Source organism: Micromonospora olivasterospora (assembly GCF_007830265.1).
Classification (GTDB): Bacteria; Actinomycetota; Actinomycetes; order Mycobacteriales; family Micromonosporaceae; genus Micromonospora; species Micromonospora olivasterospora.
The window spans coordinates 5030176-5044734 of the sequence record NZ_VLKE01000001.1; the positions used below are offsets into that span (position 1 = coordinate 5030176).

Genomic DNA, 14559 nt, shown 5'->3' on the forward strand with positions numbered 1-14559 from the left:
CCGACACCGGCCGCCCCGCCGCTCCGACCGGCGGCGCCCGCCGGGCGGTCCGTAGCATCGGGGCGATGGAGCAGCAGACGACCCGGCCGTCGCGCCGACCCCAGCGGCGCCTCGGGCTCACGGTCGGCCGGGTGTTCGGGGTGCCGCTGCACCTCGACGCCTCCACGCTGCTGCTGACCCTGCTGGTCAGCGTCCTGTACGCCGGGTTCGCCCGCCGCCAGCTCGAGCTGTCCCAGCTCGGCGGCTACCTGATCGGCCTCGGGTTCGTCGTCGCGCTGCTCGGCTCGGTGCTGCTGCACGAGCTCGGTCACGCGCTCACCGCCCGCCGGTTCGGCATCGGTGTGCGCGGGATCACCCTGGAGCTGCTCGGCGGGTACACGGAGATGGACCGGGACGCCCCCACCCCCCGGGTGGACCTGCTGGTCTCACTGGCCGGGCCGGCGGTGTCGGCGGTGCTCGGCGCGGCCGCGGTCGCCGCGACCCTGGCCCTGCCCGACCGCACCGTGGCCGACCAGTTGGCCTTCCAACTCGCGGCGAGCAACGTCATCGTCGCGGCGTTCAACATCCTGCCCGGGCTGCCGCTCGACGGCGGCCGGGCGCTGCGCGCGGCCGTGTGGGCGCTCACCCGCGACCGGCACGCCGGCACCGAGGTGGCCGGTTGGATCGGCCGGGTCGTCGCGCTCGGCACGGCCGCCGGCGTCGTCGTCCTCACCGTCGAGCGGGTGCTGGCGCCGCTGGCGCTGCCGCTGATGCTGCTGGTCGCGGTGACCCTGTGGCGCGGCGCCGGGCAGTCCATCCGGTTCGCCCGGATCAGCCGCCGGTTCCCGCTGATCGACCTGGCCCGGCTGGCCCGCCCGCTGCTGCCGGTGCCCACCGGCACGCCGCTGGCCGAGGCGCAGCGCCGGCGCGCCGAGAGCGGGCGGCCCGACGCGGCGCTCGCCGTCGCCGACGGTTCCGGGCGGCCGGTCGCCCTGGTCGACCCGGCCGCCGCCGACGCCGTACCCACGGCTCGCCGGCCCTGGATCGCGGTGGACGCGGTGGCCCGCTCCCTGGCCGGCCTGCCCGCCCTGCCGGTCGGCCTCGACGGCGAGCGGGTGATGGAGGCCGTGCAGACCCACCCGGGCGCACAGTACGTCGTGACGGCAGGCGAAGATGTCGTCGGCGTTCTGCACATCGCGGACCTGGCGCAGCTCCTGGAACCCAGACGGAAGATGAACACGTGACCGCACATCCCCCGCCCTCCCGGCCGACCCCGGCATCCCGGCGCCCGCCGACACCCCGGCGCCGCCGCCGGTGCGTCGCGGGCCGTTCCGCCCCGGCGACCGGGTGCAGCTGACCGACCCGAAGGGGAGGATGCACACGATCACCCTGGAGCCGGGCAAGGCGTTTCACACCCACCGGGGCATCCTGGAGCACGAGGCGCTGATCGGGCAGCCCGACGGCAGTGTCGTCACCACCTCCGGGGGCGGCACGGCGTTCCTCGCGCTGCGTCCGCTGCTGGCCGACTACGTGCTGTCCATGCCGCGCGGCGCGCAGGTGATCTACCCGAAGGACTCGGCGCAGATCGTGGCCATGGGCGACATCTTCCCCGGCGCGAAGGTGCTGGAGGCCGGCGCCGGCTCCGGCGCGCTGAGCTGTTCCCTGCTGCGGGCCGTCGGCACCAGCGGCGAGCTGCACTCGTACGAGCTGCGCGAGGACTTCGCGCACATCGCCCGGCGCAACGTCGAGGCGTTCTTCGACGGGCCCCACCCGGCGTGGCGGCTGCACGTCGGCGACGTGGCCGACTGCCGCGAGACCGGCTTCGACCGGATCATCCTGGACATGCTCACCCCTTGGGAGATGCTCGACATGGTCGAGCGGGCGCTGCTGCCCGGCGGGGTGCTCATCGGGTACGTCGCCACCACCCCGCAGCTGTCCGAGCTGGTCGAGGCGCTGCGCGAGCACGGCGGCTGGACCGAGCCGCGGGCCTGGGAGTCGCTGGTGCGCGACTGGCACGCCGAGGGCCTGGCGGTGCGTCCCGACCACCGGATGATCGCGCACACCGCGTTCCTCGTCTCGGCCCGCAAGCTCGCCCCCGGGGTCACCGCCCCGCCGCGGCGGCGCAAGCCGAGCAAGGGCGCCGAGGCGTACGCGCAGCGACGGCAGGCGTGGCGGGAGGCCGAGGCGGCCCGGCAGGCGGCCGGCGGGGCACCGTCGGAGACGGAGCCGCGGGAGGCACCGTGAGCGCGAGGAGCGAGCCGGGTCTGCGGGTCCCGCGGCCGCGAACCGGGGCCGCGCCGTGCGCGTGAGAAGTGAGTGCGGGGTGGAAGCCCCGCGGTCGCGAAGCGAGGAGACACCGTGATCGGCAAGCTCAGTGCCACAGCTCATGACGGCGCCGGGCGCAGCGAGGTGACGGCAGTGAGCGAGCGCAGCGAGCGAATCGTCGGGCACAGTGCCGTGGTGGCTCATGCCGGCACCGGGCGCGGCGAGGTGCCGGCATGAGTAGCCAGCCGGGCTACGGCGGCCAGGACGTGCCGGCGGTGTTTCCGGACTGGTCGCCGTACCAGGACCTGGAGTCGGCGGCGCGGGCCTACCTGCGGGACCCGGACATCGCGCTGGAGGCCCTCGGCGGAGTGCTGCGCGGCGCGTCGGTGCTGGGCTTCACCCTGGAACGCTTCGTCAACGAGGTCAACGGGGTGTGGCAGGAGGTGGTGGTCTGCGACGGCAGCCGCCTCGTGCTCTGGCACGGCGAGGACGTGCCGCCGGGGGAGGGGCCACCGGGGTCGATGACGTCGTCGCTGCGGGTGGTGCCCGTCTCCACCGTGACCGAGGTCGGCTGCCGGCGGCGGCTCACCCGGGCCGACGACGGCGGGATCCGCGTCGACAGCATCGACGTGTACCTGCTGCTGACGTCGCTGGACGAGGCGCCGCCGGGCGACGAGGCCGTCGACGCGCCCCGGCATGACGCGCTGCGCTTCGGCAAGACGCTCGACGACGGCGGGGCGGGACAGATCGCCCGGCTGGAGGAGTTCGCCCGGCTGGTCGCCTCGGTGGTCGGCCGGCCCGTGCTCTGACGGGCGCCGCCCTGACGCGGGTCGCCCCCGCCGCCTCGGGGGCGGCGGGGGCGACTGGCGCGTCCTCGGCGGCGCCGGTGTGGCTCTGCCGGCGGCCCGGTGCGGCCCGGGATCAGTCCTCGGCGGCCGGGCCGGCCACCTCGACGCCGTCGCTGGCGCGCACGACGTGGATGCACTCGCCCGGGCACTCCCGCGCCGAGTCGACGACCTCGAGGCGCAGGTGCTCGGGCACGTCGACCCGGCTGCCGGGGGCCAGCCGCAGCTCGCCGTCGGGGCCCTTGACGTAGGCCAGGCCGTCGACGTCGAACTCGAAGACCTCCGGCGCGTACTGCACGCACAGTCCGTCGCCCGTGCACAGGTCCTGATCCACCCAGACCTGCAGCTCGTCCGTCGCGACCTCGGCCACCGGCGCACCCCCCATGTTCTCCCGTCCCACGCCCTGACGGTACCCGAACGCCCGGACCAGGCCCTCCGGCCACCCTGGCGATCAAGGTTCCGCGACGAGGGCGTTGCGTGGGACCGAATCGGCCTCACAGCGGCTAGTGTTAGGGCAGAACGTTCAAGCCCCCGGGGAGGTGGGACGTGGCACGCAGCGACGACGCGGACTCGCGCGCCGCACGGTGGGAGAAGGAGGCCCACGATCTCTCCACGCAGGTCGCGTTCCTGCAAGAGGAACTCGCTCTGGTGCGGCGCAAGTTGACCGAAAGCCCCCGACACGTCCGGCAGCTCGAGGAGCGGCTGGCGGCCACCCAGGCACAGTTGGCGCGGCTGACCGAGAACAACGAACGGCTCGTGAGCACCCTCAAGGAGGCGCGGGCGCAGATCGTGACGCTCAAGGAGGAGATCGACCGCCTCGCGCAACCGCCGAGCGGCTACGGGGTCTTCCTGGCGCGGCACGACGACGGCACGGTGGACATCTTCACCGGCGGCCGCAAGTTGCGCGTGGCCGTCTCGCCCTCACTCGACGCGACCGAGCTGAAGCGTGGGCAGGAGGTCCTGCTCAACGACGCGCTCAACATCGTCGACGCGTTCGGCTACGAACGGGTCGGCGAGGTCGTGATGCTCAAGGAGGTGCTCGCCGGCCCCGGCGGCGCTCCGGGTGACCGGGCGCTCGTGGTGTCCCACTCCGACGAGGAGCGGATCGTGCACCTCGCCGACTCCCTGATCGGCTCGCCGATCAGGGCGGGCGACTCGCTCATGATCGAGCCCCGCTCGGCGTACGCGTACGAGCGGATCCCCAAGAGCGAGGTCGAGGAGCTGGTCCTGGAGGAGGTGCCCGACGTCGACTACACCGACATCGGCGGCCTCCACGCGCAGATCGAGCAGATCCGCGACGCGGTGGAACTGCCCTTCCTGCACGCCGACCTGTTCCGCGAGCACCAGCTCCGGCCGCCCAAGGGCATCCTGCTCTACGGGCCGCCCGGCTGCGGCAAGACCCTGATCGCCAAGGCGGTGGCCAACTCCCTGGCCAAGAAGATCGCCGAGAAGCGGGGCGAGGAGAAGCACACCAGCTTCTTCCTCAACATCAAGGGCCCCGAGCTGCTCAACAAGTACGTCGGCGAGACCGAGCGGCACATTCGGTTGATCTTCCAACGGGCCCGGGAGAAGGCCGGCGAGGGCACGCCGGTCATCGTGTTCTTCGACGAGATGGACTCGGTGTTCCGCACCCGCGGCTCCGGTGTCTCCTCCGACGTGGAGAACACGATCGTCCCGCAGCTGCTCAGCGAGATCGACGGCGTGGAGGGGTTGGAGAACGTCATCGTCATCGGCGCCTCCAACCGGGAGGACATGATCGACCCGGCCATCCTGCGCCCGGGGCGGCTCGACGTGAAGATCAAGATCGAGCGGCCGGACGCCGAGGCGGCCAAGGACATCTTCTCCAAGTACATCCTGTCCGGCCTGCCGCTGCACGCGGACGACCTGGCCGAACACGGCGGTGACCCCAACGCCACCGTCGCCGCCATGATCGACGCCGTGGTGCTGCGGATGTACTCCGAAACCGAGGAGAACCGCTTCCTCGAGGTCACCTACGCCAACGGCGACAAGGAAGTCCTCTACTTCAAGGACTTCAACTCCGGCGCCATGATCCAGAACATCGTGGACCGGGGCAAGAAGATGGCCATCAAGGAGTTCCTCACCTCCGGCCGCAAGGGGCTGCGCCTGCAGCACCTGCTCGACGCCTGCGTCGACGAGTTCCGCGAGAACGAGGACCTGCCCAACACCACCAACCCCGACGACTGGGCCCGCATCTCCGGCAAGAAGGGCGAGCGGATCGTCTACATCCGCACGCTCGTCTCCGGTGGCAAGGGCGCCGAGGCCGGCCGGTCGATCGAGACCGCCAGCAACACCGGCCAGTACCTGTAGGACAGCGCCACGCCCGGGGCCCGCGACCACCCGTCGCGGGCCCCGTCGCGTCTCCGCCCGCCGGCGACACCCGATCGCCGGCATGCCCGCCGTGCCCCCACACCGCGTGGCGCCGACTACGCTCGACGTGACGGGGGACCGGGTCGGGCGAGTGGAGCGGTAGGTCGATGAGCGTTAGACGGATCATGGGCACCGAGGTCGAGTACGGCATCTCCGTGCCCGGCCAGGCCGGGGCCAACCCGATGGTCACCTCCTCGCAGGTGGTCAACGCGTACGGGGCGCGCCCCGAACTCAACCGCGGCGGCCGGGCCCGCTGGGACTACGAGGAGGAGTCGCCGCTGCGCGACGCCCGCGGCTTCACCTACTCCGGCGCCGCGTACGACCCGGCCGAGGCCCTCGCCGACGAGGACCTGGGCCTGGCCAACGTCATACTCACCAACGGCGCCCGGCTCTACGTCGACCACGCCCACCCCGAGTACTCCACCCCCGAGGTCACCAACCCCCTCGACGTGGTGCGGTGGGACAAGGCGGGCGAGCGGGTGATGGCCGAGGCGGCCCGGCGGGCGGCCACCATCCCGGGCACCCAGCCCATCCACCTCTACAAGAACAACACCGACAACAAGGGCGCCAGCTACGGCGCGCACGAGAACTACCTGATGCGCCGGCAGACGCCGTTCGCCGACATCGTGGCGTACCTGACGCCGTTCTTCGTCACCCGGCAGATCGTCGCCGGCGCGGGCCGGGTCGGCATCGGCCAGGACGGCGGCCAGAGCGGCTTCCAGATCTCCCAGCGCGCCGACTTCTTCGAGGTCGAGGTGGGGCTGGAGACCACCCTCAAGCGGCCCATCATCAACACCCGCGACGAGCCGCACGCCGACGCCGACAAGTACCGGCGGCTGCACGTGATCATCGGCGACGCCAACCTGTCGGAGATCTCCACGTACCTGAAGGTCGGCACCACCGCGCTGATCCTCACCATGATCGAGGAGAAGGCGCTCGGGCCGGACCTCGGCATCGCCGACCCGGTCTCGGAGCTGCGCGCGGTCAGCCACGACCCGTCGCTGAAGCACCTGATGCGCCTGCGCGACGGGCGCCGCCTGACGGCCCTGGACGTGCAGTGGGCGTACTTCGAACGGGCGAAGTCCTTCGTGGACGACCGGTACGGCGCCGACGCCGACGAGCAGACGGTGGACGTGCTCGCCCGCTGGGAGAGCGTGCTGGACCGGCTCGGCCGCGACGCCTTCCTGTGCGCCGACGAGCTGGACTGGGTGGCGAAGCTGCGGCTGCTGGAGGGCTACCGAAAGCGGGAGAAGCTGGGCTGGGGCGCGTACAAGCTCCAACTGGTCGACCTGCAGTACTCCGACGTCCGGCCGGAGAAGGGGCTCTACCACCGGCTGGTGTCCCGGGGGGCGATGAAGACGCTGCTGGCCGACGAGCAGACCCGGACCGCGATGACGGAGCCGCCGGAGGACACCCGGGCCTACTTCCGGGGCCGCTGCCTGGCGCAGTACGCCTCGGAGGTGGTCGCCGCGAGCTGGGATTCGGTCATCTTCGACGTGGGCCGGGAGTCGCTGGTGCGGGTGCCGATGATGGAACCCGAGCGGGGCACCCGCAGGCACGTCGGCGCGCTGTTCGACCGGTGCGTCAGCGCCAAGGACCTGCTGGAGACGCTGACGGGCGGCTGAGCCGTCGCCGACGCGGGCCCGCCGCGCGCCGGAAGCCGGCGCGGGGCGGGCTTTTCGTCGTCTCCGCGAGGTAAGTTCATCGGAGACGATCGTGGAGGAGGCAGCAATGGCCACTCGTGACAGCGGCGGGCAGTCGCAGTCGGGCAGGTCCCGGCAGGGCGAGGAGATCGAGGACGTCACCACCGAGGCGAACCCGGAGGTCGCCGAGCGGCACGCCGAGATCACCGAGGACGTCGACGACATGATCGACGAGATCGACTCCGTCCTGGAGGAAAACGCAGAAGAATTTGTCCGCGGATACGTGCAAAAAGGGGGTGAGTAGGGCATGTAAATATAAATCGGACATGGCTCGCTCTTTGGATGATGCCGACGGAAAGCGGCGGTGCCGTGACTGTGGCGAGTGGAAGCCGTTAGACGCGTTTTGCTCCAACAGCAGGCGCCCTGACGGTCGCGGCAGCTATTGCAAACCGTGCTTCAACACGCGGTCAAAAGCCAGTTACGCCAAACGGGTGAAAGAGCAGCAGGGTCGGGAAGTTCGGCCGACCCTGTCTGTGTCGGATGGCCACCGGCGCTGCCCGGCGTGCGGTGAGACGAAGGTGCTGGAGAACTTTCCGCGTAACCGCTCTGGCCGGTCGGGCCACGGCCGGTACTGCAAGCCCTGTCATAACGAGAAGGGCAAGGAGAGCAAGCTCCGCTTGCATGGCGGGTTCCGCGAGTACCACCTGCGGCGGCGCTACGGGATCGGGGAGAAGGAGGTCCAGGAACTCCTCGCCGAGCAGGGCGGCGTCTGCGCGGTCTGCGGCGACCCCGATCCGGAACATGTGGACCACGATCATCGCACCGGCTGGGTGCGCGGGATACTCTGCTTCAACTGCAACGGTGGTCTTGGCCAGTTCCGTGACAGTCCTACGAGGCTGGCCAGGGCGATCACGTACCTGAGAGGAACCACGTGGCAGCGGGTTTTGATCCATCCGGGCGTCTACCAGATGTGTTCACCAACGCGGGGACGTCCTCCTTCACAGCGTTCCTGAGCAAGGTGGCCCCCGAGATGCTGCCCGGCCGCCGGCCGCTGCCGCCGGGCATGGCCGCCGACCTGGCGCCGCACGCGACCACCATCGTGGCCATCTCGGCCGCCGGGGGCGTGGTGATGGCCGGCGACCGCCGGGCCACCATGGGCAACCTGATCGCCCAGCGGGACATCGAGAAGGTGCACCCGGCGGACGCGTACTCGCTGGTCGGCATCGCCGGCACGGCGGGCATCGGCATCGAGCTGATGCGACTGTTCCAGGTGGAGCTGGAGCACTACGAGAAGATCGAGGGCGCGATGCTCTCGCTCGACGGCAAGGCCAACCGGCTGGCCTCGATGATCCGCGGCAATCTCGGCGCGGCGATGCAGGGCCTCGCGGTCGTCCCGCTCTTCGCCGGCTTCGACCTGGCCGCCAGCGACCCGGCGAAGGCCGGCCGGATCTTCAGCTTCGACGTCACCGGCGGCCCGTACGAGGAGACCGGCTACGACGCGGTCGGCTCCGGCTCGCTGTTCGCCAAGTCGGCGCTGAAGAAGCGGTTCCGCGCCGGGCTGTCGGTCGACGACGCGGCGCGGCTCGCGGTCGAGGCGCTCTACGACGCGGCCGACGACGACACGGCGACCGGTGGCCCGGACCTGATCCGCCGGATCTACCCGGTGGTCATGACGGCGACGGCGGAGGGCACCCACCGACTCACCGACGCCGAGACGGCCGCGATCGCCGAGGCCGTGGTCTCCGGCCGGACGGAGAACCCGGGCGGCTGAGCCGTCCCGCACGCACCCTGTCAGCAGTCGTCAGCACAGCTCCCTAAGGAGAACCGCCGCCGTGGCCATGCAGTTCTACGCCTCGCCGAGCAGATCATGCGCGACCGCTCCGAGCTGGCCCGCAAGGGCATCGCCCGGGGGCGCAGCGCGGTGGTCCTGAGCTACGAGGGCGGGGTGCTCTTCGTCGCGGAGAACCTGTCCAGCACCCTGCACAAGGTCAGCGAGATCTACGACCGGATCGGCTTCGCGGCCGTCGGCCGGTACAACGAGTTCGAGAACATGCGCCGCGCCGGCGTCCGGATGGCCGACCTGAACGGCCTGAGCTACGACCGGCGGGACGTCACCGGCCTGGCGCTGGCAAACGCGTACGCGCAGACCCTCGGCGCGATCTTCACCGAGCAGTCGAAGCCGTTCGAGGTGGAGATCTGTGTGGCCGAGGTGGGCGCGACGCCGGAGCAGGACGCGCTGTACCGGCTGACGTACGACGGGTCGGTCAACGACGAGCCGGGCCGGATGGCGATGGGTGGGCAGGCCGACGCGATTTCCGGGGTGCTCAAGTCGGAGCACCGGGCGGACATGTCGCTCGGCGAGGCGGTCAAGGTGGCCGTCAAGGCGCTGAGCAGCGTCGGCGGCGAGGGCGGCGCGGCCCGCACCATCGCCGCGAACCAGCTCGAGGTGGCGGTCCTGGACCGGCGCCGGGTGGGGCGCACGTTCCGGCGGATCACCGGGGCGGCGCTGGCCGCGCTGCTGGACGGCGACTCCGCGCCGGAGGCGGCGCAGGAGCGCCCGGAGGCCCCGTCGACGCCGACGGAGGAGGCGAAGAAGCCGACCACCTCGGCCGGCTCGGCGGATCTGGAGGGCCAGGCCGAGTAGCGACCGCGTCGCCCTGGTCGGGCACGATCCGCCCCTTGACCGTCTGACGGGTGGGGAGGGCACGTCGCGGCGTGCCCTCCCCACCTCAGGCGATCAGGGGGCGCCGTCTTTCCGTCACGCGGATCGGCCCGGCCCGTGACGGGCGGTTGTCGCACGGTGTGGTCAGCGCTGCCCAACTGGGGCCTCGGAGGGCTAATGTCACATCATGGAGCGGCGAATCTTCGGCCTCGAGACCGAGTACGGCGTCACCTGTACCTACCGCGGGCAGCGGCGGCTGTCCCCTGACGAGGTTGCCCGGTACCTGTTCCGCCGCGTGGTGTCGTGGGGCCGGTCGAGCAACGTGTTCCTGCGCAACGGCGCCCGGCTCTACCTGGACGTCGGCTCGCATCCGGAGTACGCGACGCCGGAGTGCGACTCGGTGGTCGACCTGGTGGCGCACGACCGGGCGGGGGAGCGGATCCTGGAGGGGCTGCTCGTCGACGCGGAGAAGCGGCTGCACGACGAGGGCATTGCCGGAGATATCTACCTGTTCAAGAACAACACCGACTCGGCCGGCAACTCGTACGGCTGCCACGAGAACTACCTGGTCTCCCGGCACGGGGAGTTCGGCCGGCTGGCCGACGTGCTGATCCCGTTCCTGGTCACCCGCCAGTTGATCTGTGGGGCGGGCAAGGTGCTGCAGACCCCGCGTGGGGCGGTGTACTGCCTGTCGCAGCGGGCCGAGCACATCTGGGAGGGCGTGTCGTCGGCGACCACCCGGAGCCGGCCGATCATCAACACCCGGGACGAGCCGCACGCGGACGCGGAGCGGTACCGGCGGCTGCACGTCATCGTCGGCGACTCGAACATGAACGAGGTCACCACGCTGCTGAAGGTCGGCTCCGCCGACATCGTGCTGCGGATGATCGAGGCCGGGGTGGTGATGCGGGACCTGACGCTGGAGAATCCGATCCGGGCGATCCGCGAGGTGTCGCACGACATCACGGGCCGGCGCAAGGTGCGGCTGGCCTCCGGCAAGGAGGTCAACGCCCTGGAGATCCAGCAGGAATACCTGGCCAAGGCGACGGAGTTCGTGGAGCGCCGCGGCGGCGACCAGACCGCCAAGCGGGTGGTGGAGTTGTGGGGCCGGGTGCTGCGCGCGGTGGAGACCGGTGACCTGGAGCCGGTGGGCCGGGAGATCGACTGGGTGAGCAAGCTGCGGCTGATCGAGCGGTACCAGCGCAAGCACGACCTGCCGCTGTCGCACCCGCGGGTGGCGCAGATGGACCTGGCGTACCACGACCTGCGGCGCGGCCGGGGCCTGTACGGGCTGCTGGAGCGGCGCGGCGAGGTGGACCGGGTGGCGACCGATCCGGAGATCTTCGAGGCCAAGGAGACGCCGCCGCAGACGACGCGGGCCCGGCTGCGCGGCGAGTTCATCCGGCACGCGCAGGAGAAGCGGCGCGACTTCACGGTGGACTGGGTGCACCTGAAGCTCAACGACCAGGCGCAGCGCACCGTGCTGTGCAAGGACCCGTTCCGGGCGTACGACGAGCGGGTGGAGCGGTTGATCGCGAGTATGTGACCGTGCGCCCCCGCCCGCCGTGCTGGGCGCGGCGGGCGGGGGCCGCCCGGGTACGCTGGCGCTGCCATGACGACGCCTGAACATCCCGGCCGCGACCGGAACACCGAGAAGCTGAGCTGGGTCGAGCGCCGCCGTGAGAAGATCCGTGCCGAGGTCGAGCGGAACCGGCGCGGCGAGTACACGGTGCCGACCTGGGTGCTGGCGGTCGCGCTGGTGCTGATCGTCGGTGCCTGGCTGGCGTTGATCTTCCTGGTCTGACGGCCCGCGCCGCCTCGCCGGCGGCCCTGCGCCGGCGTCCGCCGGGCGCCGACCTACGTGGCCCTCCGCGCGGCGCGGATTGCGCAATCTCGAAGTGGCGCCCGGCGGCAGCCGCTGGCAGGGTTGCCCAGGACGGACGCTGACCGGCGCGCCGCCGGGCTGGCGGCGGGTCCCGGCGAAAGGGTGACCGCATGGCGCACATCGATCTCGGCCTGGACGAGAAGGCGCATCCGGGCATCAACGGCCCGATGCGCTACCGTCCGGAGACGGCGAAGCCCCTCAACGAGCTGGCCGAGGCGCTGCTGCGCGCCCCGCACCCGACGCTGTCGCCGGGGGAGCGGGAGCTGATCGCCGCGTACGTGTCGGGGCTGAACGAGTGCCGGTTCTGCTGCGCCTCGCACTCGGCGTTCGCGGCGGCGCAGTTGCCCGCCGGGACGGCGCTGGTGGACCAGGTCCACGCGGACCCGGCCGGCGCGCCGATCTCGGGGAAGCTGCGGGCTTTGCTGCGGGTCGCCGCCGCCGTGCGGGAGGACGGCCGGAAGGTGACAGGGGAGCTGGTGGAGGCGGCCCGCGCCGAGGGTGCGACGGACCTGGAGCTGCACGACACGGTGCTGATCGCCGCCGCGTTCTGCATGTACAACCGGTACGTCGACGGGCTGGCGACGTTCGCCCCGGACGACCCGCAGGGGTACGCGCTGGCGGCGGAGCGCATCGTGCGCCACGGCTACGGGGCGAGCTGACCCCCGCCGGCCCGGCCCGCCGATCCGCGGCGGCCGCCCGCCCGCAGGGTCGCCGGCCCGGCGCCGATCAGGTCGTCAGGCGGTCAGCCGATCAGGGCGGCGGCGTGCCGGTCAGGTCGTCAGGCGGTCAGCCGATCAGGGCGGCGGCGTGCCGGCCGGCGGCGGCGGCGGCCAGGAAGTAGGCGTGGTCGGCGTCGAGCCCCCGGCCCATGGTGGACAGCGGCACGGCGCTGGCGCGCAGCGCGGCGTCGAGCCCGTCCGTGGGCACCCGGACGAGCCGGTGCCGGGCGGCGAGCGGGGCGAGGGCGGCGTCCACGTCGCGGGCCAGCGCCGGGTCCAGTCCGTCGGGCACCACGAGGTCCGCCGGGGCGAGGGCCACCCGGCCGTACGCGGTCAGGCTGTGGTGGGACACGCCGCGGTGCCGGGGGCGGGGGTCGGCGGCGGAGATGCGCAGCGAGCCGACGGGCCGGCCGCCGAGGGTGGCGACGGCGTTGACGGCCTCGCCGACGGCGACGCCGGAGTATCCCCAGCGGGTGCCGGTGCCGAGGTTGCCGGGGCCCTGGGCGAGGATCACCACGTCGGCGGCGAGCACGTGCCGGGCGGCCAGCAGGCCGCTGTGCACGGTGGTGGCCTCCAGGTCCCCGCCGAACGCCTGCCCGACGCTGACGGTGCCGACGAGCTGGTCGCGCAGCCCGGCGAGGGTGCGGGAGAACCAGGCGGGCAGGGCCCCGCCGTCGGTGAGCAGGTACGCGACCCGGGCGTCGGGGGCGTCGGCGCGGATCCCGGCGAGGACGGCGGGGAGGGCGGAGTGCAGGTCGGCGGTGACCACGGGCAGGCCGGCGAGATCCTCGGCGGCGGCGAGGACGTCCCGGTGCGGGCTGGCCTCCTCGTCGACGCCGAGCAGGATCGGCTGCAACGGGGTGTAGCGGGCCTTGACGAGGTGCCCGGCGTCGCGGGTGTCGCCGGCCTGCGGCGGGTCGGGGGGCAGCCGGTCGGGCAGCGCCACGACGAGGGCGTACCCGCCGGTGCCGAGGCCCATCAGCAGCGCGCCGGCGTTGAGCAGGACGCGGTCGCCGGGCTCGGGCGAGCCGACCAGCTCCGGGTACGCCAGGGCCCGCATCGTCGCGCCGTCGGCGAGCCGGACGTCCAGCTCGACCGCCCCGGTCCACGCCCGCCGCAGGGCCGTCACGGTTCCGGACCGCCATCGCACCATGCCCGGCACGGTAGCTGTCGGCGGGCGGCGGGTCAGGCGGAGGGGTCCTCCTGGGTGTGGCGGGTGTGGCGGGCTCGGGTGCCGGGGCGCGACGGGGTGGGGTCGAGGAAGACGTACGCGATCTCGGGGTAGCGCTCGGTGAGGCGGCGCTCGGCCTCGTCGGCGGCGGTCTCGATGTCCGCGCCGGTGACGTCGTCGTGGAAGTCGACCTTGGCGGCGACGAGGATGTCCTCGGGGCCGAGCTGCATGGTGAGCAGGGTGTCGATGCGGTCGACGGTGGGTAGCGCGGCGAGTTCCTGCTCGACCTCGTGGCGCAGCCGTTCGGGGATCGACCGGCCGACCAGCAGCGAGATGTTGGCCTTGGCCAGGACGATCGCCAGGACCAGCAGCAGCAGGCCGATCGCGATGGAGGCGAGGCCGTCGTAGAGCTCGTCGCCGGTGAGCTGGGACAGGGCCACGCCGATCCCGGCCAGCAGGATGCCGATCAGGGCGGCGGTGTCCTCCAGGAAGACGGCCTTGACGGTGGTGTCGGGGGTGAGCCGCAGGAAGCGGCGGGCGGTGGTGCGCCAGCGGCGGGCCTCGCGGCGGATCTGGCGTACCGCCCTGCCGAGGGAGACCGTCTCGATCAGGAAGGAGACGGCCAGCACGACGTAGGAGACGAAATAGTGACCGCTGTGCTGGTGCACGAGGATGGTGGTCACGCCGTGGGTGATGGCGAAGCCGGCCCCGGCGACGAAGGTGAACAGGGCGGCGAGGAATGCCCAGACGTAGCTCTCCTTGCCGTACCCGAAGGGGTGGCGCACGTCGGCGGGCCGCGCGCCGCGGCGCAGCGCGAGGTAGAGCAGGACCTCGGTGGTGGTGTCGGCGACGGAGTGCGCGGCCTCGGAGAGCATCGCCGCGGAGCCGGAGATCAGCCCGGCGACCAGCTTGGCCAGGGCGATGGCGAGGTTCGCCGCGCCGGCCACCATGACGGTGCCGACGCTCTCGGACCTGGCTTCCGCTTCCGACATGGGGCCACCA

General features: G+C 72.4%; 15 protein-coding genes and 1 pseudogene. 13 read left to right on the forward strand and 3 right to left on the reverse strand.

Annotated elements, in window-relative coordinates; translation table 11 throughout:
• Positions 1-131 precede the first annotated feature (131 nt).
• From JD77_RS23200 to JD77_RS23210, 4 genes are all read left to right on the forward strand, one after another.
• On the forward strand, positions 132-1223 hold the full coding sequence (locus tag JD77_RS23200; protein WP_387228122.1) for a M50 family metallopeptidase: 1092 nt from the start codon (positions 132-134) through the stop codon (positions 1221-1223).
• Between the two features lie 34 nt (positions 1224-1257).
• Entirely contained in the window at positions 1258-2223 is a 966-nt protein-coding gene (locus JD77_RS23205; protein ID WP_145776161.1) for a tRNA (adenine-N1)-methyltransferase, read from the forward strand.
• A 114-nt stretch (positions 2224-2337) separates the two neighbouring features.
• A complete protein-coding gene (locus tag JD77_RS32430) occupies positions 2338-2481 on the forward strand; it encodes a hypothetical protein (protein ID WP_170286518.1) in 144 nt (47 codons plus the stop codon).
• Positions 2478-3053: a hypothetical protein gene (locus JD77_RS23210; RefSeq protein ID WP_145776162.1), complete on the forward strand. Its 576-nt coding sequence runs from the start codon at positions 2478-2480 to the stop codon at positions 3051-3053. Before JD77_RS32430 ends, JD77_RS23210 begins: the two co-directional genes overlap by 4 nt.
• A 112-nt stretch (positions 3054-3165) precedes the next feature.
• Here JD77_RS23210 and JD77_RS23215 read toward each other — a convergent pair whose 3' ends face one another.
• On the reverse strand, positions 3166-3459 hold the full coding sequence (locus JD77_RS23215) for a ferredoxin (RefSeq protein WP_145777738.1): 294 nt from the start codon (positions 3457-3459) through the stop codon (positions 3166-3168).
• 176 nt (positions 3460-3635) lie between these two features.
• Here JD77_RS23215 and arc point away from each other — a divergent pair, with 176 nt between their 5' ends.
• The 9 genes and pseudogenes from arc to JD77_RS23260 all read left to right on the forward strand — a co-directional run bounded on the left by arc (position 3636) and on the right by JD77_RS23260 (position 12326).
• Positions 3636-5417: a proteasome ATPase gene (gene arc / locus JD77_RS23220; RefSeq protein ID WP_145776163.1), complete on the forward strand. Its 1782-nt coding sequence runs from the start codon at positions 3636-3638 to the stop codon at positions 5415-5417.
• Between the two features lie 167 nt (positions 5418-5584).
• Positions 5585-7102 carry a depupylase/deamidase Dop gene (dop, locus tag JD77_RS23225; protein WP_145776164.1) on the forward strand — a complete coding sequence of 506 codons (1518 nt, stop codon included), beginning with the start codon at positions 5585-5587 and terminating at the stop codon, positions 7100-7102.
• A 106-nt stretch (positions 7103-7208) separates the two neighbouring features.
• Entirely contained in the window at positions 7209-7424 is a 216-nt protein-coding gene (locus JD77_RS23230) for a ubiquitin-like protein Pup (protein ID WP_145776165.1), read from the forward strand.
• Positions 7425-7611: 187 nt separating this feature from the next.
• Entirely contained in the window at positions 7612-8133 is a 522-nt protein-coding gene (locus JD77_RS23235; protein WP_246140864.1) for an endonuclease VII domain-containing protein, read from the forward strand.
• A complete protein-coding gene (gene prcB / locus JD77_RS23240) occupies positions 8052-8891 on the forward strand; it encodes a proteasome subunit beta (protein WP_211372637.1) in 840 nt (279 codons plus the stop codon). The genes JD77_RS23235 and prcB overlap by 82 nt, the downstream gene beginning before the upstream one ends.
• 61 nt (positions 8892-8952) lie before the next feature.
• Positions 8953-9764, forward strand: a pseudogene (gene prcA, locus JD77_RS23245) (proteasome subunit alpha).
• Positions 9765-9969: 205 nt separating this feature from the next.
• Entirely contained in the window at positions 9970-11328 is a 1359-nt protein-coding gene (pafA, locus tag JD77_RS23250) for a Pup--protein ligase (RefSeq protein ID WP_145776168.1), read from the forward strand.
• Positions 11329-11394: 66 nt separating this feature from the next.
• The gene (locus JD77_RS23255; RefSeq protein WP_145776169.1) at positions 11395-11586 is read left to right on the forward strand and encodes a hypothetical protein; all 192 of its coding nucleotides are present in this window, start codon (positions 11395-11397) and stop codon (positions 11584-11586) included.
• A gap of 191 nt (positions 11587-11777) precedes the next feature.
• Entirely contained in the window at positions 11778-12326 is a 549-nt protein-coding gene (locus JD77_RS23260) for a carboxymuconolactone decarboxylase family protein (protein ID WP_145776170.1), read from the forward strand.
• Between the two features lie 127 nt (positions 12327-12453).
• Here the strand turns inward: JD77_RS23260 and JD77_RS23265 are convergent, their stop codons facing one another.
• Both JD77_RS23265 and JD77_RS23270 read right to left on the reverse strand, forming a co-directional pair.
• Positions 12454-13539 (reverse strand): DUF3866 family protein, encoded by a 1086-nt coding sequence (locus tag JD77_RS23265; protein ID WP_145776171.1) that lies wholly within the window; start codon positions 13537-13539, stop codon positions 12454-12456.
• A 32-nt stretch (positions 13540-13571) separates the two neighbouring features.
• Positions 13572-14549 carry a cation diffusion facilitator family transporter gene (locus JD77_RS23270; RefSeq protein WP_145776172.1) on the reverse strand — a complete coding sequence of 326 codons (978 nt, stop codon included), beginning with the start codon at positions 14547-14549 and terminating at the stop codon, positions 13572-13574.
• Between the last annotated feature and the right edge of the window lie 10 nt (positions 14550-14559).